This window comes from Duncaniella muricolitica, from assembly GCF_910574735.1.
In the GTDB taxonomy this organism is placed as follows: Bacteria; Bacteroidota; Bacteroidia; order Bacteroidales; family Muribaculaceae; genus Duncaniella; species Duncaniella muricolitica.
In genome coordinates, this window is sequence record NZ_CAJTCF010000005.1 from 56,747 (window position 1) to 78,192 (window position 21,446).

General features: G+C 50.6%; 15 protein-coding genes and 1 tRNA gene. 6 read left to right on the forward strand and 10 right to left on the reverse strand.

Annotated features, from left to right (window positions below):
- Nucleotides 1-13: 13 nt before the first annotated feature.
- Complete coding sequence (locus QGT73_RS02005) at nt 14-400, forward strand: hypothetical protein (RefSeq protein WP_123617362.1); 387 nt, start codon at nt 14-16, stop codon at nt 398-400.
- Nucleotides 401-427: 27 nt separating this feature from the next.
- Nucleotides 428-1,312: an NAD kinase gene (locus QGT73_RS02010; protein ID WP_280121205.1), complete on the forward strand. Its 885-nt coding sequence runs from the start codon at nt 428-430 to the stop codon at nt 1,310-1,312.
- A 134-nt stretch (nt 1,313-1,446) separates the two neighbouring features.
- On the opposite strand, the gene ilvC is transcribed toward QGT73_RS02010, so the two are convergent.
- Genes ilvC through ilvD form a run of 5 tightly spaced genes read right to left on the reverse strand, consistent with a single transcriptional unit; the run spans nt 1,447 to nt 7,440 of the window.
- Entirely contained in the window at nt 1,447-2,490 is a 1,044-nt protein-coding gene (ilvC, locus tag QGT73_RS02015) for a ketol-acid reductoisomerase (RefSeq protein WP_123617360.1), read from the reverse strand.
- Between the two features lie 34 nt (nt 2,491-2,524).
- Entirely contained in the window at nt 2,525-3,268 is a 744-nt protein-coding gene (locus tag QGT73_RS02020) for an acyl-[acyl-carrier-protein] thioesterase (RefSeq protein ID WP_280121206.1), read from the reverse strand.
- Nucleotides 3,269-3,286: 18 nt separating this feature from the next.
- Nucleotides 3,287-3,838, reverse strand: coding sequence for an acetolactate synthase small subunit (gene ilvN / locus QGT73_RS02025; protein ID WP_123617358.1), 552 nt, complete (start codon nt 3,836-3,838; stop codon nt 3,287-3,289).
- Nucleotides 3,839-3,850: 12 nt separating this feature from the next.
- Nucleotides 3,851-5,572, reverse strand: coding sequence for a biosynthetic-type acetolactate synthase large subunit (ilvB, locus tag QGT73_RS02030; protein ID WP_280121207.1), 1,722 nt, complete (start codon nt 5,570-5,572; stop codon nt 3,851-3,853).
- A gap of 38 nt (nt 5,573-5,610) precedes the next feature.
- Nucleotides 5,611-7,440: a dihydroxy-acid dehydratase gene (ilvD, locus tag QGT73_RS02035; protein WP_280121208.1), complete on the reverse strand. Its 1,830-nt coding sequence runs from the start codon at nt 7,438-7,440 to the stop codon at nt 5,611-5,613.
- Nucleotides 7,441-7,835: 395 nt separating this feature from the next.
- Here ilvD and QGT73_RS02040 point away from each other — a divergent pair.
- Together QGT73_RS02040 and QGT73_RS02045 are read left to right on the forward strand one after the other, a co-directional pair.
- Nucleotides 7,836-7,909: transfer RNA gene (locus QGT73_RS02040), tRNA-Ile, on the forward strand.
- Nucleotides 7,910-8,404: 495 nt separating this feature from the next.
- Complete coding sequence (locus QGT73_RS02045; RefSeq protein ID WP_123400536.1) at nt 8,405-9,664, forward strand: site-specific integrase; 1,260 nt, start codon at nt 8,405-8,407, stop codon at nt 9,662-9,664.
- Between the two features lie 56 nt (nt 9,665-9,720).
- Here the strand turns inward: QGT73_RS02045 and QGT73_RS02050 are convergent, their stop codons facing one another.
- From QGT73_RS02050 to QGT73_RS02070, 5 genes are all read right to left on the reverse strand, one after another.
- The gene (locus QGT73_RS02050) at nt 9,721-10,023 is read right to left on the reverse strand and encodes a helix-turn-helix domain-containing protein (protein WP_240740324.1); all 303 of its coding nucleotides are present in this window, start codon (nt 10,021-10,023) and stop codon (nt 9,721-9,723) included.
- Nucleotides 10,020-10,301, reverse strand: coding sequence for a helix-turn-helix domain-containing protein (locus tag QGT73_RS02055; RefSeq protein WP_164914825.1), 282 nt, complete (start codon nt 10,299-10,301; stop codon nt 10,020-10,022). Before QGT73_RS02055 ends, QGT73_RS02050 begins: the two co-directional genes overlap by 4 nt.
- Complete coding sequence (locus QGT73_RS02060) at nt 10,298-12,265, reverse strand: DNA topoisomerase (protein WP_107037096.1); 1,968 nt, start codon at nt 12,263-12,265, stop codon at nt 10,298-10,300. Before QGT73_RS02060 ends, QGT73_RS02055 begins: the two co-directional genes overlap by 4 nt.
- Before the next feature lie 137 nt (nt 12,266-12,402).
- A complete protein-coding gene (locus tag QGT73_RS02065; protein WP_123475532.1) occupies nt 12,403-13,896 on the reverse strand; it encodes a DUF4099 domain-containing protein in 1,494 nt (497 codons plus the stop codon).
- A gap of 29 nt (nt 13,897-13,925) precedes the next feature.
- Nucleotides 13,926-14,303, reverse strand: a complete 378-nt coding sequence (locus tag QGT73_RS02070) for a hypothetical protein (RefSeq protein ID WP_123399794.1) — start codon at nt 14,301-14,303, stop codon at nt 13,926-13,928.
- 359 nt (nt 14,304-14,662) lie between these two features.
- Here QGT73_RS02070 and QGT73_RS02075 point away from each other — a divergent pair, with 359 nt between their 5' ends.
- Both QGT73_RS02075 and QGT73_RS02080 read left to right on the forward strand, forming a co-directional pair.
- Nucleotides 14,663-15,115 carry a DUF1896 family protein gene (locus QGT73_RS02075; protein ID WP_107037089.1) on the forward strand — a complete coding sequence of 151 codons (453 nt, stop codon included), beginning with the start codon at nt 14,663-14,665 and terminating at the stop codon, nt 15,113-15,115.
- Complete coding sequence (locus tag QGT73_RS02080; protein ID WP_280121209.1) at nt 15,105-21,176, forward strand: MutS N-terminal domain-containing protein; 6,072 nt, start codon at nt 15,105-15,107, stop codon at nt 21,174-21,176. The genes QGT73_RS02075 and QGT73_RS02080 overlap by 11 nt, the downstream gene beginning before the upstream one ends.
- Nucleotides 21,177-21,446 lie beyond the last annotated feature (270 nt).

A 21,446-nucleotide genomic window follows, 5' to 3' on the forward strand; every position in this document is an offset into this window, starting at 1 on the left:
AAAACCGAAAATTTTGACCTCAAAAGACATCATATCACCCAACGAATTTCTCCCGGTGCTGTCGGCAGAGCCGTCAATCGACCGCATCTACCCGCCGAGACAGGAGGCAAGCAGGCTGCTTGTGAGCTGTCTGCCCTCCGACTACAGCGCGTCGCGCATAGCCCGCGCCGTGGAGGATGCCGACGCCCACCTGCTCAACCTCAACGTCACCACCGACGGCGAGCGGCTTGACAACCGTGTGGTGACCGAGCTCAGGGTGAGCCACCGCAGTCCGCTGGCCGTGGCAAGGTCGCTCGAAAGATATGGCTATGAGGTGGTGGATGTCGAGCATGATGCCCTGGCCGACGACCCGCTCGCTGCCGACCGTCTCAACGAGCTGATGTATTACATTGATTTATAAACCTCTCACTATAAAAGCATCGACAGGATGAAAATAGCAGTGTTCGGCAAACGGCGTCAGAGCGTCGACGATGTGCCCCGCATCGCATCGCTCATCAGACTTCTCTCTGACAACGGCATATTCGTGGCCGTGCAACGACACTTCTACGAAGCCATGACACGCGACCTCGGCACTCCGCTCGATGCCGACGATGTGTTTGACGCCGACGAGTTTACGGCCGACGTGGCCATAAGCATCGGGGGCGACGGGACTTTTCTGCGCACAGCCCGATGGGTCGGGTCCAAGGAGATACCCATCATCGGGTTCAATACGGGACACCTCGGATTTCTGGCCGAAGAGTCGCTCGAGGATGCTCCGGCGATTGTGGAGAATCTTCTTTCGGGCAAATTTTTCATAGAGCCGCGCTCGCTGCTCCAGGTCAAGGCCTCGGGCGAACACTTGCGCCAGTCCATCACAGGGTGGGCCTATGCTCTCAACGAGGTGGCTATCCTGCGCCACGACTCAGCCTCAATGATTACGATACATACGTTTCTCGACGACATCGAGATTGCATCCTATCAGGGCGACGGACTCATCATTTCAACCCCTACCGGGTCGACTGCCTACAATCTGTCGGTAGGAGGCCCAATCATACAGCCTACCGCTCCCTGCTGGGCTCTCTCGCCCATAGCACCCCACGCCCTGACCATGCGCCCGCTCGTGGTGAGCGACAACCATGTGATCACAACCCGTGTCGAGGCCAGGGCCGACACCTATCGCGTCAATCTCGACGGACGGCAACTGGTGCTCCCCGTCAGCGTCAATCTCCACATATCCCGTGCGCCGTTTGTGATAAAAGTCATACATCGCGACGGACACACATTTGTCGACACCCTCAGCTCCAAACTCCTCTGGGGCATGTCGAGACGTTAGAGTATAATCAGACACTCCGAAATAATCAAAAAAAGTATCAGAAGAGACAAAAGTTTTTACCTGAATTTGTAAAAACTTTTGTCTCTTCTGATACTTTTATAATATCCTGCGTCTATCTATGCAGACGACGGGGATTACACGTTCTCGGGACGGAGGGTGCGGACTACAGCACCTGTGCGCCACATTTCGCTCTCGCGGAGTGCCTTGAGTTCCTCCTCGAGCTTCTCGCGATAGTCGGGCTGGGTATTGGAGTCGATGCTGCGCTGAGCCTCACGGCCGGTCTTCACGCTCTCATAGAGGTCGCGTACGACGGGCTTGATGGCATCGTGGAACGGGCCCATCCAGTCGAGCGCGCCACGCTGGGCTGTTGTCGAGCAGTTGGCATACATCCAGTCCATGCCTTTGGCTGCAAAGAGGGGCATGAGCGACTGGGTGAGCTCCTCGACGGTCTCGTTGAAGGCCTCGGAGGGAGTGTGGCCGTTCTCGCGGAGCACTTCATACTGCGCAAGGAGAAGACCCTGGATAGCACCCATGAGCGAACCACGCTCGCCGGTGAGGTCGCTGACAGCCTCACGCTGGAATGTGGTCTCGAACAGGTAGCCCGAGCCGATGCCGATGCCGAGAGCAAGAGTGCGGTCAAGCGCGCGGCCGGTGGCGTCCTGATATACTGCAAACGATGAGTTGGTGCCTTTGCCCTCCTTGAAGAGCACGCGGAGCATTGTGCCCGAACCCTTGGGAGCAACCATGATTACGTCTACGTCGGCAGGAGGCACTACGCCTGTGCGGTCGCTCCAGTTGATGGCAAAACCGTGGCTGAAATAGAGTGCCTTGCCGGGGGTGAGGTGCTTCTTGATGGTGGGCCACTGAGAGATGACTGCGGCGTCGCTGAGCAGACACATGATGATGGTGCCGCGCTCACAGGCTTCCTCGATTGAGAAAAGTGTCTCGCCGGGCTTCCAGCCGTCAGCCACAGCCTTGTCATAAGTCTTGCCTTCGCGCTGACCTACTATTACATTAAATCCGTTGTCACGCAGGTCGAGGCCCTGGCCGGGACCCTGAACACCGTAACCGATCACTGCTATTGTCTCGTCTTTGAGAGTCTCGAGAGCCTTGCTCAACGGATACTCTTCACGTGTGATGACGGTTTCTTCTACTCCGCCAAAGTTAAGTTTTGCCATAATTGTAATTATTATGAGTTTTTCAATTATATGATTATCGTTTTGTGAAATATATGCGGGCGAGGGCACAGCTTGTATCCCCTACCCTGATTTCGGTGTCATAGACATCGTCGGAAGCATCTCCGCGAGGCATCATAAGGGTCACCGACTCCTCGGCATATCTCGCCTCATGCTTGAAAGCGATCTCAAACCGCGACACACGACTCTCGGCATATTTGTCAAGCGGCCACAGGTCGGTGATAAGGTCGATATAGCGTCGGGTGGTGACGTGGCGGTTGACGTCAATGTCGCTCACCTTAAATATATATGTATATCCCGAGGCTTCAGCTCCCACAGGCAGAAGTTTACCCCCTTTGTCACCTCCAAACTCGCGCTCGGTTACAATGTCGACCAGTGCCTGATGGCGCGACAGGTCGGTAGGACGGCGCGAATCCATGTCGATAGCCATCCAGGTGGTGTGGGCCCATGCGAGAGTCTCGTCTGTAGCGGCATCCTTCAGTTCAAAAAGACGCTCGGAATATATGCGGTTGACGCTCGACACCCATGTAATGAGACGGTATGCGCGGTTGACACCCGGCATGCTCTTTATGTCGACACTCAGGCGCGACAACACCCACGATGTGTTGGTCTCCATCATGTGGGCGTAACCAAACCCGAGACTGTTGGCATGGCCGGTGGCTGTGTCGATGATGAGTGTGACCAGACGCGACAGGGGCATCTCTTCCTGGGCATTGACCTCGGCAGCCGTGAGATAAAATTCGTTTACGTATTCTGTCATGAGTGACTTCTGTTGCGGTTACACACCCTCGATATTGCGGCGGCGTGCCTCCTGCTCCTCAAGAAAGCGGGTGAAGTGCTCGGTAGGCGACTTGGTGACACTGATGCGGCCCGAGCGTATGAACTGCTGTATGCCATACTGTGTTAGCAGGTCGTAGAGAGCCTGTGTCTCGGTCTCGTGGCCGGTCTTCTCGATGACAGTATAGTCACGCGTAATCTCGAGGATACGGGCGTTGTGCACACGTATGATGCGCTCGAGATTAGGCTCGTCGAGCAGACGCACCGTGGGCACTTTGTAGAGTGCGACCTCCTGATACACGATCTCATCGTCGGTATAGAGAAAGGCCTTGAGCACATCGACACATTTTTCGATCTGCTTTACCACCTTCTCAAGCACCTCGCGCTCTCCGGCCACAAGAAAATTCATCTTGTGGACTCCGGCTTCGGCACTCGGACTCGATGACACACTCTCGAGATTGATGCCTCGGCGAGTGAAGATGATGGAGATGCGGTTGAGCAATCCCACCTGGTTTTCGGTAAATACCGCGATGGTGAACATTTTCTTTTCCATATCTCCTGTCCTTTATTTCTGATATTTTTTGTTACGGTTGATGAGTATCTCGTCAACAGCCGATCCGGGAGTAACCATAGGAAACACCATGTCCTCAGTCTCGATATTGACATTTAGCATATAGGCCGTGTCAGCCTTTATCATCCTCTCGATAGCGGCGTCAAGCTGCGACATCTCCGACACATCCTCGGCCGGGATGCCGTAGGCACGGCTCACCATGGCGAAGTCGGGGTTGAGAAGCGGTGTGCCCATGAATCGGTCGTTGTAGAACATCGACTGCCACTGGCGCACATTGCCAAGAAAATTATTATTGAGAATAATCATCTTGACAGGTATGCGATAATCCATGATGGTGCCGAGTTCCTGCATGGTCATCTGAAAACCGCCGTCACCCATAAAGGCAAACACCTGTCGGCCGGGAGCTCCGAGTTTGGCCCCTATGGCCGCCGGCAGACAGAATCCCATGGTGCCGAGTCCGCCCGAAGTAATCACACTCTTGGGGAGGGTGTATTTGAAGTAACGCGCGGCCATCATCTGGTTCTGTCCCACATCGGTGACAAGTATGCCGTCATTGCCGCTCATCTCCGACACCTTGCGTATCACCTGGCCCATGCGCATGGCTCCGTCGCGGGTGTCGATGGGATGAAGCTCGCGCTGCATCACCTCGATTTCCTCGACCTGCCGCGGTGCGTCAAACGATGCGAGCCACTCGGCATGCGATGCCTTGTTGATATTGGGGAGCAGTGCCTCGAGTGCCTTGCGGGCATCGGCATGTATGTGTACGTCAGTGGGAATAATCTTGTTAAACTCGGCCGCGTCTATGTCGACATGTATTATCTTGGCCTGGCGGGCATAAGAGTCTATGCGGCCTGTCACACGGTCGTCAAAACGGAGTCCGACGGCGAGTATCACATCGGCCTCGTTGGTCTTGATATTTGGAGCGATATTGCCGTGCATCCCCACCATGCCCTTGTTGAGAGGATGGTCCGACGGGAATGACGACAGTCCGAGCAGCGTGGTCGCCACAGGGATATCTGCCTTCTCGGCAAGAGCCTTCAGAGCCTCTTCGGCCTCGGAAATAAGCACTCCGTGACCTGCAAGAAGCAGCGGTCGCTTGGCTTGATTGAGCAGCGAGGCCGCTTCGGCTATAGCCGAGGGCTGCAGCTCGGGATCGGGATCATAGCTGCGTATAAAGTTTATGGGCTTATAGTCCCATTCGGTCATGCCGAGCTGGGCATCCCTGGTGAAGTCGAGCACCACAGGACCGGGACGGCCTGTAGAGGCGAGATAGAAGGCGCGAGCCACCGCCCAAGGTATCTCATCGGCCGTGCGTATCTGATAGGACCACTTGGTGATGGGCTGCGTGATGCCGAGCACATCGGTCTCCTGAAACGCTTCGGTGCCAAGCGATGACACTGCCACCTGACCGGTAATGACAACGAGCGGAGTCGAGTCGGACATCGCGTCGGCGATACCCGTAATGACATTGGTGGCCGCCGGGCCTGATGTCACTGTTACCACTCCGGCCTTGCCGCAGGCGCGGGCATAGCCCTGGGCCGCGTGCACGGCACCCTGCTCATGACGCACCAGGATGTGGCGGAGCTTGTCCTGATAGTCATAGAGAGTATCGTAAAATATCATTATCTGACCTCCGGGATAACCGAATATAGTGTCGACTCCCTCGGCCAGAAGCGCGCGGCACATGGCCTCGGCTCCTTTTATCTTTTCACTCATGTAAATAACTTACCTATTGGATATTTTTATACTTTTGATTACAGCATGCGCACACCGCCTTTGTCGGCCGAAGTGACCATAGCGGCATAGGCGCGAAGTGCCTGGCTCACATGGCGGTCGCGGTCGCGGGCCGTAAACGCTTCACGTCCGAGCGACTCCTCTTCAGCCCGACGCGAGGCAAGCTCACTGTCGGTGAGACGCACATTGATGGAGCGGGCAGGGATATCGATTTCGATAATATCACCATCACGCACCAGTCCGATATTGCCGCCGGCTGCTGCTTCGGGCGATATATGGCCGATGGACAGTCCCGAGGTTCCGCCCGAGAATCGTCCGTCGGTTATGAGCGCGCACTCCTTGCCGAGATGTTTGCTCTTTATATAAGAGGTGGGATAGAGCATCTCCTGCATGCCGGGACCACCCTTGGGGCCCTCATATGTGATGACCACGACATCTCCGCTCTTTACCTCATCGCGGAGTATGCCCTCGACTGCCGCTTCCTGCGAAGTAAACACTTTGGCCGGACCACTGAAACGGAATATGCTCTCGTCGACACCTGCGGTCTTGACTACACAACCGTCCTGCGCGATATTGCCTTTGAGCACAGCCAGACCGCCATCCTTGACATAAGCATGCTCCATATCGCGTATGCATCCCGACTCACGGTCGGTGTCAAGTTCGGAATAATAGCTCATCTGACAGCCCAGCTCGGTAGTACGCCTCATGCCGGGCGCGCTCTTCCACAACTCGTCGGCCTCGAGGCACACCTCTCGGCCCGGCTTGACAGCCCATTTGTCCAGAGCTTCACCGAGAGTCATACGGTCGACACGCTTCACATCGGTCTCGACAAGTCCGGCTTCGGCAAGTATATTCATTATGGAAAGAATGCCTCCGGCTCGGTTCACATCCTGTATATGGTAATGCGAATTGGGAGCCACCTTGCAGAGCACGGGGGTCTTACGCGAAAGACGGTCTATATCGGCCATCGTGAAATCGGCTCCGGCCTCATGGGCCACGGCCAGCAGATGAAGCACCGTGTTGGTCGAACCGCCCATGGCAATGTCGAGCGTCATAGCATTAAGCATGGCCTGACGTGTAGCTATGCTGCGGGGCAGCACACTCTCGTCACCGTCGCGGTAATAGGCATAGGCATTGTCAACAATCTGACGGGCGGCTTTCTTGAAAAGCTCGCGACGGTTGGCATGGGTAGCCACCACCGTACCGTTGCCCGGAAGAGCCATACCGATGGCCTCGTTGAGCGAGTTCATCGAATTGGCGGTAAACATACCCGAGCAAGAGCCACACGTGGGACATCCCTTCTGCTCGAGCAGAGTCACACGATGATCCGACACCGAGTCATCGGCCGCCTCTATCATTATATCTATCAGGTCAACATCCTTGCCCTCGACATTGCCGGCCTCCATAGGACCGCCCGACACAAATATGGCGGGAATATTGAGACGCATGGCTGCCATGAGCATGCCGGGGGTCACCTTGTCACAGTTGGAGATGCACACCATGGCGTCGGCCTTGTGAGCGTTGACCATATACTCGATAGAGTCGGCAATCATGTCGCGCGACGGAAGCGAATAAAGCATACCGTCATGCCCCATGGCAATACCGTCGTCAATAGCTATCGTATTGAACTCGGCCGCAAAGCAACCCTGCTTTTCAATCTCCGCCTTGACCACCTGGCCAATCTCATGAAGATGTGTATGACCGGGCACAAACTGTGTGAATGAATTTACGACGGCAATGATGGGCTTACCAAACTGCTCATCTTTCATGCCGTTGGCACGCCACAGCGCACGGGCTCCCGCCATACGGCGGCCCTCGGTACTTGCTGCGCTTCTCAACGGAATTTTCATATCGTGTATATGTTTATTTTTTGCAATTATAATGAAGCAATAGCCTCACAAATTTTAATAATTTAGGCGCAAAAATATGAAAACATGTTGTAAAACACAAATTTTCAACGATATTTATTACCATAATCTTCACCCTACTCCAAAAAATTATCAAAAATTACACACGGTTTATATCAAATGTGCAAATATTCGGCCATTCTAAATTAAAAAATCACATTTCAGACCATTTAGCTCCTCATCGCTGAATCCACACACCTCACCCCCGATTTATCACTTTTTTATCAACAAAAAAACAAAAAATCGTTCAAAAGTTTGCACATATAAATAAAACTGTTTAACTTTGCACAACGAAAAACGAAAAGAGCAAAGCACCTCGTGCTCCAATCTCGACGTTTGGTCCTATAGCTCAGTTGGTTAGAGCAACAGACTCATAATCTGTGGGTCCTAGGTTCAAGCCCTAGTGGGACCACTTATTCAAATGTTAAATTAAGGCAAAACGCTGATTATCAACATAATCGGCGTTTTGCTTTTTATATGCCCTATGCACGCCGATGAAGAACGATGAGGAATGAAGGTTCCCCGTTGGAGCCAAAGGCTTGTGAGAGCCTGCCGGATGGGGGTGCATGGCTGAACTTTATACTCATTTCATTATTCTTCAAAGATTTGCATAGCAAGAGTCGGAAGCGTCTTTATTATCTTCGCGTAGAAATTTCAGTATGGTCTGAAAGAAATATGAGGCCTTGCGGAGGAAAAAAATGTCTTTGGCGGAATTTCAGCAAAAATCATTTTGGTGCCAAATCGGTGCCAAAAACAGTGCCAGAAATTTTTGGCACCAATTCCTCTAAAAACCGTGGCACTAAAACGCATATAACACACTGATATATCAGTTGTTGCAGCGACAAAAAATCACCTCCGAAAAGGCTTCATTTCTTGACGATTTAACCCCTCTTTACTCATAGAAGAAATGAAGAAAGACCGATTGACGGTGCTGTTCTATCGAAGAAGCACCGTGACAAAAACAGGAGAATGTGCGATTCGCATGAGAATTTCTGTGAACGGCACAAGAATTGATTCCAATACTGGGAAGTATATCGACCCTGCTCTCTGGAATCAGTCAAAGGAACGCGCCAAAGGCACGTCCAAGAATGCAATAGATGTGAACGACTATATTGACGAGACAAACATCAAGCTGTTCAAGCTGTTTCAGGAAATGCAGTCGGAAGGAGTTGTCGCAACCGCTCAGGAACTTCACAACCGATTTTTCAATATCGGTGTCCATAAGGTTGTGGAACGTATGATAATAACGACATTTCAGGAACATAATCAGGAATGTCGTGCGTTGATGGGGCGCGATTTCGAGCTTGGCACCATCAAGAAATACGAGACCATTACCCGACTGCTACAGCGTTACATCAAGAAGAAATATGAAGTCGATGACCTGCCCCTGACAAGTCTTGACCGCGATTTCGTACATGGGTTTGAGATGTATCTCAAAATAGACCGCAACCAGCAGCAGAACACAGTGGCCAGATATATGAAAGGTCTGAAGAAAATCACTAACCGGGCTCTTGCAAACGATTGGATTACCAAAGATCCGTTTGCCGGAATAAAGGTCAGAACAGTACAGACAAATCCCACATTCCTCACCCTCGATGAACTCCATATAATATATAGGAGACACTTTGACGGTGTACTTGATGTGGTCAGAGATATGTTTGTAATGGCCGCTTTCACCGGGCTGGCGTTTATCGACATCTCCAATCTGAAAAGAGAACACGTTGTCGAGGACAACGACGGCAACATGTGGATTCGCAAGCCACGTCAGAAAACGGATATTGTCCAGAACATACCGTTGCTTGACATCCCCAAAGCAATACTCAAAAAATATGAGGACAACCAGAAGGCGGCTGAAAAAGGAACACTTCTGCCAGTACCCTGCAATCAGGTAATGAACCGCTACCTGAAAGAGATAGGAAACATCTGCGAGATAGACAAGGTGCTGACCACTCACGTTGCCCGCCACACCTATGCGACAGTATGCCTGTCACAGGGAGTACGTATCGAGAATGTCTCGAAGATGCTCGGACACACAAGCATCAAGATGACCCAGCACTACGCCCGGGTACTCGATTCCTCAATCATGGAGGATATGCAGAATATCCGTGAGGTTATGGCCGGAGACCTCTTCTCCAAAAAGAAACGGGAACGGAAGATAAAACAGTAACCACCAAACGACAACAGAGGCAAGAGTCCGGTTAAGGATTCTTGCCTCTGTCATATTCAAGGATTGTAAATTACATTACGATAATTGCTCATCAAGAGATTATCTACATCTTTTTCAGAATAGAGGTACTTGCCGCCTATTTCATAGTAAGGCAATATACCACTATTCCGGTAATCGTGAAGAGTGCGTCTGCTTACTCTGAGCCGTTGCGCCAGCTCCGCGTCCGTGAGAAAAGCATCGTTATTAAGAATCGGACGACAGTTCTCGCAGATATGATTCAGAGCGTCTTTAAGTTCCTTGCAACGGCTGAAAAACATTCTCACCCTTTCATTACGTTTGGTAAATACAATATCAATCATAATTTAGCCTTCTGCATGATTATATATTTCGCAATATCGTTTGCGAGATACATCACCCTGCCATCGATCTGTATGAAAGGAATCTTTCCAGCCGCCTTGAGATTATTTAGATGACGTGTGCTCATTCGTAATATTGCAGCGGCTTCATTGGTTGTAATGAGTTCATCCGGTTTCTTTGAGACGAGGAGTCTTGAAATTGTCCTGACTAAAGAATGAAGATATTCCACCTGCTCGAACATTGATTCCAGAATATCCTCATCAATCTCTACTGTTCTCATCCGTATATCTTGGCGGCTTTGGCGGAGAATGTCACGCCGAAACGGTTGTCGATTACCAACGATTCGCAGAACTTGCGGCCTTTGCGGTCGATGAAGCCGTAGATGGGCGATGTGTATTTGTATCGTACAAGCTGCTCGATGTCCTTGTCGGTCAGGTCGTAGCCGTGGAAGTGGCGCGGGATTGAGAATCCGCAACATTCACAGGCTATTGTAGCCGGGAACACGGTCAGCCCGTGGTTGCCGCATTTCGGGCAGGTGTAGCCCGAAACCTTGCTGGCAAAGGATTTCTTGTCGGTGATGAGCGAGAGAATAAGGGGATGAAGCCAGTTCTCATAATCCCTCATTACAGGCTTTGTGGGTTTGCGGTTCTCCGCGAGCGCGTCAGCCTCGTCTATCTGGGTGATGTACTTGCCGATGTCGGCGAGTTCGAGGTGGCCGGCGTGCGAAAGAAGCACACGCGCCTTCTCCGTCGGTTCAATGTCGCCAAGCAGATATTTTACGAATCCGTTGTCGATGAGACGCTGGAGGCAGGCTCCGCAGTCGCGGTAGCTGCTCACGGGAAGAAGCGAGGGTGTATCACCACCTGTGTTGACCAGTTCATTGAGGTCGTGCAGAAATGTTGCGGCGGTCAGGGTTTCGGGTGAGTGCTCCGAGAACGAGTAGATGCTCACACCTGAGATTGTAAATTCTATATTACCCGTTACACATTCCGCATCATCGGGCAGTTCGGCTGTGCCAAAAAGACCGACACCTTCGATATTTGCCGCGATTCCCACCTCTATACATCTTGCTGAGTCAAAAGCCATTTCTGTACGGATGTTGATGAGTTCATACACACGCTGCTCGTCGTCGCTGAGAAAAAGAGGTGTACGCTCGGTGGTGATGATTCCGTGGCAATAAGGTATCTGCTCTTCGGGGCAGAACGGAAACGCCTTTGCCTCCGGGAAGCGACGTTCAATGTGACGTTTCAGATGATGAGGCAGCGAGGAGACCGAGGTGCGGGGTGAAGATATAAGCCCTTTCTCGAAAAGAAGGTCTGCGGCCGCCATTGTTCGGGCGGGCAGGAATCCCAGTTCCTCGATAGCCACCTCCTGAAGGGTAACCATGTTGAGCAACTCGTGTCGCCACTCCACCTTCGGGTTGACCTCCACGACCTCAGCCATGACAGTTTTGCCATTAAGTTTCATGAACTTGTCATACAAGCTCTGAGCCTCTGATTTCTTTGTCCAGAGTTCAGCCGGTGCCAACTGGACAGATTTCCCATTCCAATTTCCGGTGATGCCGACGCCATAGCGGGTCTTCTTTGGGAGCTTGACTTTCATGTTGTCGTAGCTGTTGCAAAGGAGCCAGAGCGCGGCGATGTCCATACGCTCCATCGGGAACGACTGCTTGCCATACATCTGGGCGAAAGCCTGTTCCACATTGGCACGGAACAGAAAGTTCATTCCGTGGTGAACGAAACCGGAGCGGGCTATACGTGTGATGTTGCGGCCTGACTCGCGGTTACGGTAGGCATAGGTTATCGCCCGGTTGCTCAGTGTGGTCAGCCACATACGGCTGATACGGCGTCCGGCTTTTGCTGCCTGACATAGAATAGCGAATAGAGCCTGAGCCTCACTTCCGTTGTTTGAGGCGAAGATGACCTCTGCGGCCTGCTCGACAAGAGCCTGAAGCCTGACGACCGTGCTTTTGTCCTCGTCGCTGACCTTGAATTTACCTCCCACATTGTCAGCACGGATACCGTACAGGTATCTCTTGGGGATAAAAGGGAGCGTCTTGATGAAGTCGCTGCCGCCGGCGTAATACTGAAACGGAGCCGGCTCGACGAGACTGGACTCGACGGAGGTGATGACGATGCTGCCGGTGTCGTTGGTGTAGTCGCCGTTTTCGGTACGGTCTGTGCAGTTGAGGGCACGGGATACAGCGAAGGCGATTTGAGCGGAGTGTGCGATTACGAGATTCATAATATTATTTATTTTATTGATTATTACTAATTTGAATTATTAAAAGAGATTTCGGAAAGACATGGGGAGAGTCTGCCTCCCCATGTCGGTGAAGAGGACAGCCATTAGAGAATGGCAGGTATTATGTCAGTCGGGGATTATAATTTCGGTCCCTTCAGTCTGAGCTGCTGCTCTTGCTGCTGTTCGTTCTTGGGAGCCGTCTGACCCTTCTGGAGCGGGTCTGTGATGTTTTTCGTAGCCTCGTTGGTCTTCCCTTGATTGTTCACGGCATACTGGGTCTTGCTCTCCTCGGCCACACCGACAACATTCTTGTTGTCGGCATAGTGATATTCAGTGACCGGACGCTGTTTCTCCTTGTTGAACTGTAGAAATACCGTGCAGGGCTGACCCTGCTTGTCAGTGACATTTACCATCTCGATCTTTTTACCAGCCATATAGTCGGCAATCTGCTGTTCTGTGAAATGTGTAGAACCCCACTTGGTAATACGTTTGGGGTTGCCATCAGAATCAACCCATGTATTACGTTGTTGTGTCTCTCCGGACTGCTCCTGTTTGAGCGACTGCGTGCGGACGAACTCGACATCACACTTGTCGGCATTATACTGGAGGTCGCTGGTAAACTTGCGTCCGTTGTTCAGCTCGATTTCCTTACCATGTACCACGCCGCCGTCTTTCAGGATACCTATCTCTTTCATCGAAAGCTCGGTCTTGCCGATGTGGTTCTTTATAAAGATTTTATCCACAGGCATGGCCTCGATTTCGTTGGTAAGACGGTCAACGCTGACCAGACATTTCTTCATCTCCCCTGTCATGGGGTCGGCAAGTTCCACAACTTTGCCGAGGTTGCCGGTTTTGAGAAGCTGCTCCTTATCTTCTTTCGAGAACTCGTAGCCACGGAAGGGAACATCAAGTTTGGGCTCGTTCTTGATGAAGTGTGGCGCAAGTGTAAAACTTCCGTCGGGTTGCTCCTTGAAGGAAAGTCGGGCATCAAGAGTGAATTTCTCATCTCCGAACTGTGGGGTGACGGTAAAAAGCTGGGGCGACTTGTGATTGTAGAGCATCGACTGTAGCGCGCCGGACTGTTCGAGTGTCTCTCGCTTAACGCCCCACTGCTGTTCGATGGTGGCCCAGTCAATCCTGTTGGGGTCAACGGGAGTCGCCTTGGCTGCGGTGGTTGTCACTTCCTGACTGGCCTGCACACTTTCCTGTTCAGGCTTAGGCTCTGCTTCCGGTTCCTGCTGTACTTCCGTCGTGGTCTGTTCCTGTGCCGGAGTCTGTTCTTGTGTCTGAGCCACAGGCTTCACCTCAACCTCGTAAGGCTTGAGCATCTCGCCGTTTGACGCCGGGTCTTGGATTAGGTCTGCCATTGCCGGAGCGATAGCGTCATAGCGGTCGGCAGGGAGTTTGAAGAAGCCGAACAGCGATGGATTCTGCGCCTGACGGATGAAATTGGAGATGAACGCCTCGATGGGGTTCTGGTTTTTGTTGAACTTAACGAGATCGCTCAACTTGGCAGTCTTGGCGTCTGCCATCTTCGGGGTGCCGTCGGGGTTCTGACCGACGACTGCGCCTACCTGTCCCGTCTCGTTGTTGCGGGCAATCAGCACTTCCTGTTCCTGGATATTTTCCATAAACTTATATAGGGGGATTTTATGGCACCTTAGCTGGTGCCGAGGTTATTGAATCTTTCATTGCGGAGTTTTCTACGCTCCATTCCTTCCGGGCTGCGTGAACTGACAAATGTACGGTCGATATATTCCTGCACCTGATGCTCGTAGTGGAATACCACTGAGCCGTCCTTGCTGATCATATACTCGATTTCATCGTCAGCCCTTAGTTGTCGGATTTTTCTCACGCTGAAGCCGAATAGCTTCATCACATGCTCGGTGAGATAAATCATGCGGCCGTTGATTGAGAGTATGGGAGGCTCTTTCTTCTTCATCATGCACCTGAGCATCTCAAGCATGATTCTTATCGCGGCCTTGGCGAACTTCGGGAATGTTTCCACGTCGTTATAGTCAATTTCAGTTTTTTTCATTTTGCGTTTCGTTTTCGATTACGATGCAAAATTACAGAGCCTGTATCCCCCCGTTGGGAGAGTACCCCAAAGCAGCCCTCTCGTAAATTTTATCTCACTGATAATCAGTCTTATAAAATTGTTAAAGTGCAAATTTTGGGGTACTAACCTTTTATAATTATTTGAAAGACAGGCGATTTATGTACTTCAAAAGTATGTCGGAACAGGGATTGAATGGAAAATGTCGCTTGTCGTGTCACATTGAGGCATTGCGAGGCTACCGAGTACCATAGTCCCCGGAAATGATGAATGCCTCTTTCATTATGGTTTTCTTTGCAGTGTGAAAGGATTCACGCCCTATAATTTCCCCCAACCTTTTTATGAAAAGAAAGAATGATGGCCGAGGCTACGACCTCGACTATTATAATCTGTATCTGCGCCGTTACCTGACGGTGCATCATTTCCCCGAAGCCGATGATGACCTGCTTATTGCCGCACGCGCCGAAGCTGCGGCTAACATTTATGTGGAATCAAGGCTGGCCGGGGATGAAGTCTATATATCCTCCGAGAAAGCCATTGCCCGTCTGCTTGATGGCTTTGAGATTTCGCCATACGATTTTGTAAGCGGCATACTTGCAGACGAATTTTCGGATCATATTTCTCTTGATGAACGTTCCATCGAGTTCTGGACTTATACGCTACTGGAAGAATTGCAGCAGGAGTTCAAAGATGTGGAACTGAGCGAAGAATATCTCAACACCAACGAAGGTGTGATTCTAAAGCTGGTAATCTCCGGTCGGATTGCCGAATATTTCGACGAATATGGCCTTTAACCGATTACAGACCATGCGCGACAACATTGAGGCTATCAGGCTTGTCCTGAAGCTCGGTGTTGCCGGACGCACAGCGCAGACTCCCGAAGAGCGGGAGATACTGCACAAGTATGCCGGGTTCGGCGGGTTGAAGTGTATCCTCAATGATGCCAATGAGTTGGCGGATGCAGCCAAGTGGAGCAAGTCGGATATTGAATTGTTCGCACCTACGGTTGAACTGCGTCGCCTTATCCACGACTATTCGCATGACGACAAGGAGTTTAACCGCTATATGGAGTCGCTGAAAGCGTCAACGCTGACGGCTTTCTATACCGACGACCGCATTGTAAATGCTCTCGCTGATGCACTGAAATATCAGGGTGTCGAAGTTAAAAAGTTTCTGGAGCCGTCGGCCGGTCAAGGTGCTTTCATTGATTCATTTCTACGGATTTACCCCGGCGCGGAGTGCCTATCGTTTGAGAAAGATTTGCTGACAGGTAAAATCTTACAGGCTCTGCATCCGTCCACTACTGTGAATATTGAAGGCTTTGAGCGTATCGACCCCGATTTCGACGGTTATTTCGATGTAGCGGCCTCAAATGTTCCTTTCGGTGATTTCGCGGTTGCAGATCCTAAATATGCAACGAGCAAGGAAATTGGCTACCGTCAGGCGGCGAAGTCGTTGCACAATTACTTCTTTCTCAAAGGTCTCGACCAAGTGAGAGAGGGAGGTCTGATTGCCTTTATCACATCGCAGGGTGTGATGAACGCGGCTTCGCCCTTTATAAGAATGGAACTTGTGAAACAGGCTGACCTTGTGGCAGCTCTGCGTTTGCCCAACAATACTTTCAGCGAAAACGCCGGAACTGATGTTGGCTCTGACCTGATTATTTTCCAGAAGCACACAGGGAAGAAGTCATTGTCGGCTGATGAGGAATTTTTCATCCAGTCGGTTGTTGACCGAGGTACGAAAGTTCCGGGCAACAAGTTCTTTCAGGCTTTTCCGCAGAATGTAATCTGTACCGATGCAAAGGTTGGTACTGACCAATATGGCAAACCGGCTATCGTGTACCACCATGACGGTGGTATCAACGGCATAGCCGAGGATTTGCGAAAGGCACTTGACGAGTCGTTGCACCTGCACCTGAATCTGGAATTGTATAATTCCAACGGTATCAAGCCGCCTACGCCTGACCCGGTTGCTCCAACTCCTACGCCTAAACAGGAGGTAAAGGAGAAAGCTCCGAAAGTGGAAAGGAAGTCGAGCCTCACCAATACGCCTCTGATGCAACAGTATCAGGAGATGAAAAAGAAACATCCCGATGCTGTACTGCTGTTTAGAGTGGGCGATTTCTATGAGATTTTTGGCGAGGATGCGGTAAAAGCGTCGGAGATTTTAGGTATTACACTCACCCGCAGAGCCAACGGCAGTGACAAATATATAGGGCTTGCCGGATTTCCACATCACGCGCTCGACGCATACCTGCGTAAGCTCGTAAGAGCCGGGCAACGTGTGGCTATCTGTGAGCAGCTCGAAGACCCGAAGCTGACAAAGACCGCCAAGCAAAAGGTCGTAGAGATTGTTACGCCCAATGCCGAAATACAGAAGGTTGAGCAATCCGAGAGTGTGCCATCTACACCCATTCCGGAACAGGCGAAGGAAATAGAAACCGACGGCGGCCCGGATTACTCCGACAATCCCGACCCGCATCTGTTTGCCTATAACCTTTTCGGAGAACTGGAGCCGAGGGACGCGCCAAAACACCAGCGTCCCGCCGTGCCAAAGAAAGAGAAGGAGGAAAAGCCGGTCGAAAAGCCGAAACCGTGGGCTGATGCCAAACCGTTACCCATAAACAAATTCCGACCGCTCACTGACAAGGAGCTGGAATTTTACGGTTCTCTGAACTGGGACGATAATCCGCCTATCAACGGATTCTACGAAGCGATGATGTCAATCGCATACGCCCAGCTTGCGGAACGTGAGCGTCAGGCGGCTGAAAAAGAAGCCAATAAGGATTATAAATCCGAAACTATCGTCGAGGGTGGCACTGTAATCGAGAAAACCGAAGGCTACTTCATTCCCAGCAGACAGCCAATAGTGGAGGCGAAAAAGCCGGAGAAGGCCGAGGTGGATATGTCACCCCGTCCTTTCTCGGAGGATATTCAGTTCTTCCACCACAACGGCAGTATGGTGGTGCAGGACGGTCTTGTGGGCTTCCTCTCGGAAGTCCGCAAGAATGGTGCTACATTCAATCCATTGGAATTGAAGCCGGAACAGGCGAAACGCGCCATGCTCTATGTCACTCTGTCGGAAACTTATCAGCAGCTTTATAACTATGAGGCTGAGACCCATGAACCGTCAGAACATCTGCGCGAACACCTCAATCAGTATTATGATGAGTTTGTGGAGAAATACGGCAACCTAAATGAGAAAAAGAATGTAAAATTTATCCTCATGGATGCCAACGGCAGGGACGCACTGGCATTGGAGCGGGGCGAGAATGGTCGGTTTGTCAAGGCTGACATTTTCGACCATCCGGTATCATTCGCGGTTGACGAGGTTACTTCGGTGGATACACCGCTGGAGGCACTGACTGCATCACTTAATAAATATGGTGTCGTCAACCTTGAATATATGTCATCGCTTGTGGATATGGATGAGGATTCATTGGTAGATAACCTTGAAGGACACATATATTATAATCCGCTTGTCAGCAGCTATGAGGTCAAAGACCGTTTCATTGCTGGAAATGTAGTGGCAAAAGCCGATAATGTCAGGGCATGGATTGACCATGAGGAAGAACGGATAAAGGACTTTCCCGGATATGACGGTGTAGAACCTTTCATAGCATTGTCGAAAGATTCGCTCAATGCGTTGGAGGAAGCACGGCCCCGCCGCATCGAGTTCGATGAACTGGATTTCAACTTCGGTGAGCGATGGATTCCAACGGGTATCTACTCCGCTTATATGTCATATCTATTCCACACCGATGTGAAGATTGCCTATTCTTCATCTATGGATGAATACTCGGCGGAGGCATCAAGAAAGAACATGACCATCTGGGAGGAGTTCTGTGTCAGAGGCTATTACCGCACATACGATGGAATGAGCCTGTTGAAACACGCACTCCACAATACCGTACCCGACATCAAAAAGTCGGCAGGTAAAGATGAAAACGGCAACGACATCAAAGTGCCGGATAACGAGGCTATCCAACTCGCCAATACCAAGATTGACGAAATCCGAAACGGATTCAGCGAATGGCTCGAAGCCCAGTCGCCGGAGTTCAAGGAAAAACTCGTTGACCTCTACAATGACAAGTTCAACTGTTTCGTGCGCCCTCAGTATGATGGTTCACATCAGACATTCCCTGAGCTGAATATGAAATTATTGGGTGACAGGTATGGAATCCACTCCATTTACCAGTCGCAAAAAGACTGTATATGGATGCTGAAACAGAACGGAGGCGGAGTGTGCGATCACGAGGTGGGGACAGGTAAAACACTGATAATGTGTATAGCAGCGCATGAAATGAAACGTCTTGGGCTGGCTCACAAACCGATGATTATCGGCTTGAAAGCCAACGTCGCCGAGATTGCCATGACATATCAGAGTGCCTATCCCAATGCCCGGATACTGTTTGCCGATGAAAAGAGTTTCAAGGCTGACAACCGCGTAAATTTCTTCAATCAGATCAAGAACAACGATTATGACTGCGTGATAATGTCGCACGACCAGTTCGGGAAAATCCCGCAGTCGCCGGAGATGCAGCAACAGATTCTTCAGGCGGAGCTTGATACGGTTGAGGAGAATCTTGAAGTGCTGAAACAGCAGGGCCACGATGTTAGTCGTGGTATGCTCAAAGGCTTAATCAAGCGTAAGGAAAACCTGACCGCCAAGATTGCGACCATTCAGTACCAGATGGATCAGAACAAGGATGCTGTCGTTGACTTCAAGCAGATGGGTATCGACCACATTTTTGTGGACGAGTCGCACCAGTTCAAGAACCTGATGTTCAATACCCGACACGACCGTGTGGCGGGATTAGGCAACTCGGAAGGCTCACAGCGTGCGCTGAATCTTCTCTACGCCATACGCACCATTCAGGAGCGGACGGGCAAAGACCTCGGTGCTACTTTTCTCAGCGGTACGACAATCAGCAACTCGCTCACCGAATTGTACCTGCTGTTCAAGTATCTACGCCCGAAAGAGCTTGAAAGGCAGGATATACGGTGCATCGACGCTTGGCTGGCGATTTTCGCAAAGAAAACAACCGACTTCGAGTTTAATGTCACCAATAGAATTGTGCAGAAAGAGCGTTTCCGTTACTTTATCAAAGTGCCGGAGCTTGCGGCATTCTACAACGAGATAACGGATTACCGCACGGCGGAGGATGTAGGCGTTGACCGTCCTGCAAAGAACGAGATACTGCATAATATTCCTCCGACGCCGCAACAGGAGGACTTCATCGAGAAACTGATGAAATTTGCCGAGAGTGGCGATGCCACCATACTGGGGCGAGAACCGCTGTCACAGACCGAAGAAAAGGCGAAGATGCTTATTGCCACAGACTATGCCCGCAAAATGTCAATGGATATGCGTCTTATAGACCCTTCGTATGACGATGATCCCGGCAACAAGGCCAGCCACTGCGCCCGGATGATAGCGGAATATTATCGGAAGTATGATGAACATAAAGGCACACAGTTTGTATTCAGTGATTTGTCAACATACAAGCCCGGGGAATGGAATGTCTATTCCGAAATCAAACGAAAGCTGATAGAGGATTACGGTATCCCGGCACATGATATTCGTTTTATTCAGGAATGTAAGACCGACCGTAGCCGGAAAACACTGTTTCAGGCGATGAACGATGGCGATGTACGCGTGCTTTTCGGTTCGACACAGACGCTTGGTACGGGAGTAAACGCTCAAAAGCGGGTTGTCTGTATTCACCATCTTGATATACCTTGGGTGCCGAAAGACCTTGAACAAAGAGACGGCAGAGGTCAGCGACACGGCAACGATGTCGCAAAACTGTACGCAGGGAATAATGTTGACATTCTGATATATGCCGTGGAGAAAACTCTGGACTCCTACAAGTTCAACCTTCTTCACTGCAAGGCAACATTCATCAGCCAGCTCAAACGTGGCGCGCTTGGAACAAGAACAATCGACGAGGGCGCGATGGACGAGCAGAACGGCATGAACTTCTCGGAATATATGGCTATTCTCAGCGGCAACACCGACCTTCTCGAAAAGGCTAAACTTGAAAAGCGGATAGCGGCACTGGAGTCTGAACGCAAAGCCCACAACAAGGGTATCTCCGATTCCAAGTTTAGGCTCCAGACCATCAGCCACGACATTGCCAACAACGAGGCGGCAATAAGTCGTATGAAGGAGGATGCAGCCCGATATGCGTCGGTTGTCCAGCGAGATAAAGACGGCAACCCCGTCAACAATCTCACTATCGACACTTGCAACCTCCGTGACGAGCAGAACATGGGTATCCACCTTCAAGGTCTGGCGATGAAAACCGACACCCACGGACAGTACAAGCGTATCGGAGAAATCTATGGCTTCCCCATCAGCATTATCTCCGAGCGTAATTTTGTTGACGGCAAGGAGACCGTTCAGAACCGCTTTGTGGTCGAAGGCAACTACAAATACAAGTTCAACAACGGCTTCATAGCAATGTCCGACACCCATGCCGCCTGTATGAACTTCGTCAACGCATTGGAGAAGATACCCGGCATCATCGAGCAGTATGAGGAACGCACCGCCAGACTCAAAGCCGACGTTCCCCAGTTCGAAGCTATCGTCGCCAAGCCGTGGGGCAAGGAGGAAGAACTGAAAGGTTTAAAATCCGAACTTGCAGCCCTTGATCGCAGGATTACCGCTGAACTCACACCAAATAAAGAGGAACAGAACGGCGAGGAAAACAAGCAGGAAAAGGATTCACAAAATGTCTCTGTTGCTGAAGCTAAATCTAATGGCAATAAGGAGTCAATGGTTGCAGAACCATTTTCAAGGTATCGTGCCAGAGTTCCAATTTTTGGGATGTGCCATCCCAAACTATAATTAAAAAATAACTAAAAATGGGGTCTGGCGAAAGTCGGATCCCATTTTCATATTCAGACAATACAATATGAGCGTATTGTAATAGTAAATTTAATATGGTAAAAGATGCAATCTGACCGTACACACATCCTAAGTGGGTGTACAATATGTATCATTTCAACAGGATTGATTTAGATTTATTACTTCGCGATATAGCCTTATTATTTATTTAATTTAAACGCATAGTTGAGAATCGCAGTCGACTAACCGTTAAAAATAGTTAAAACAATA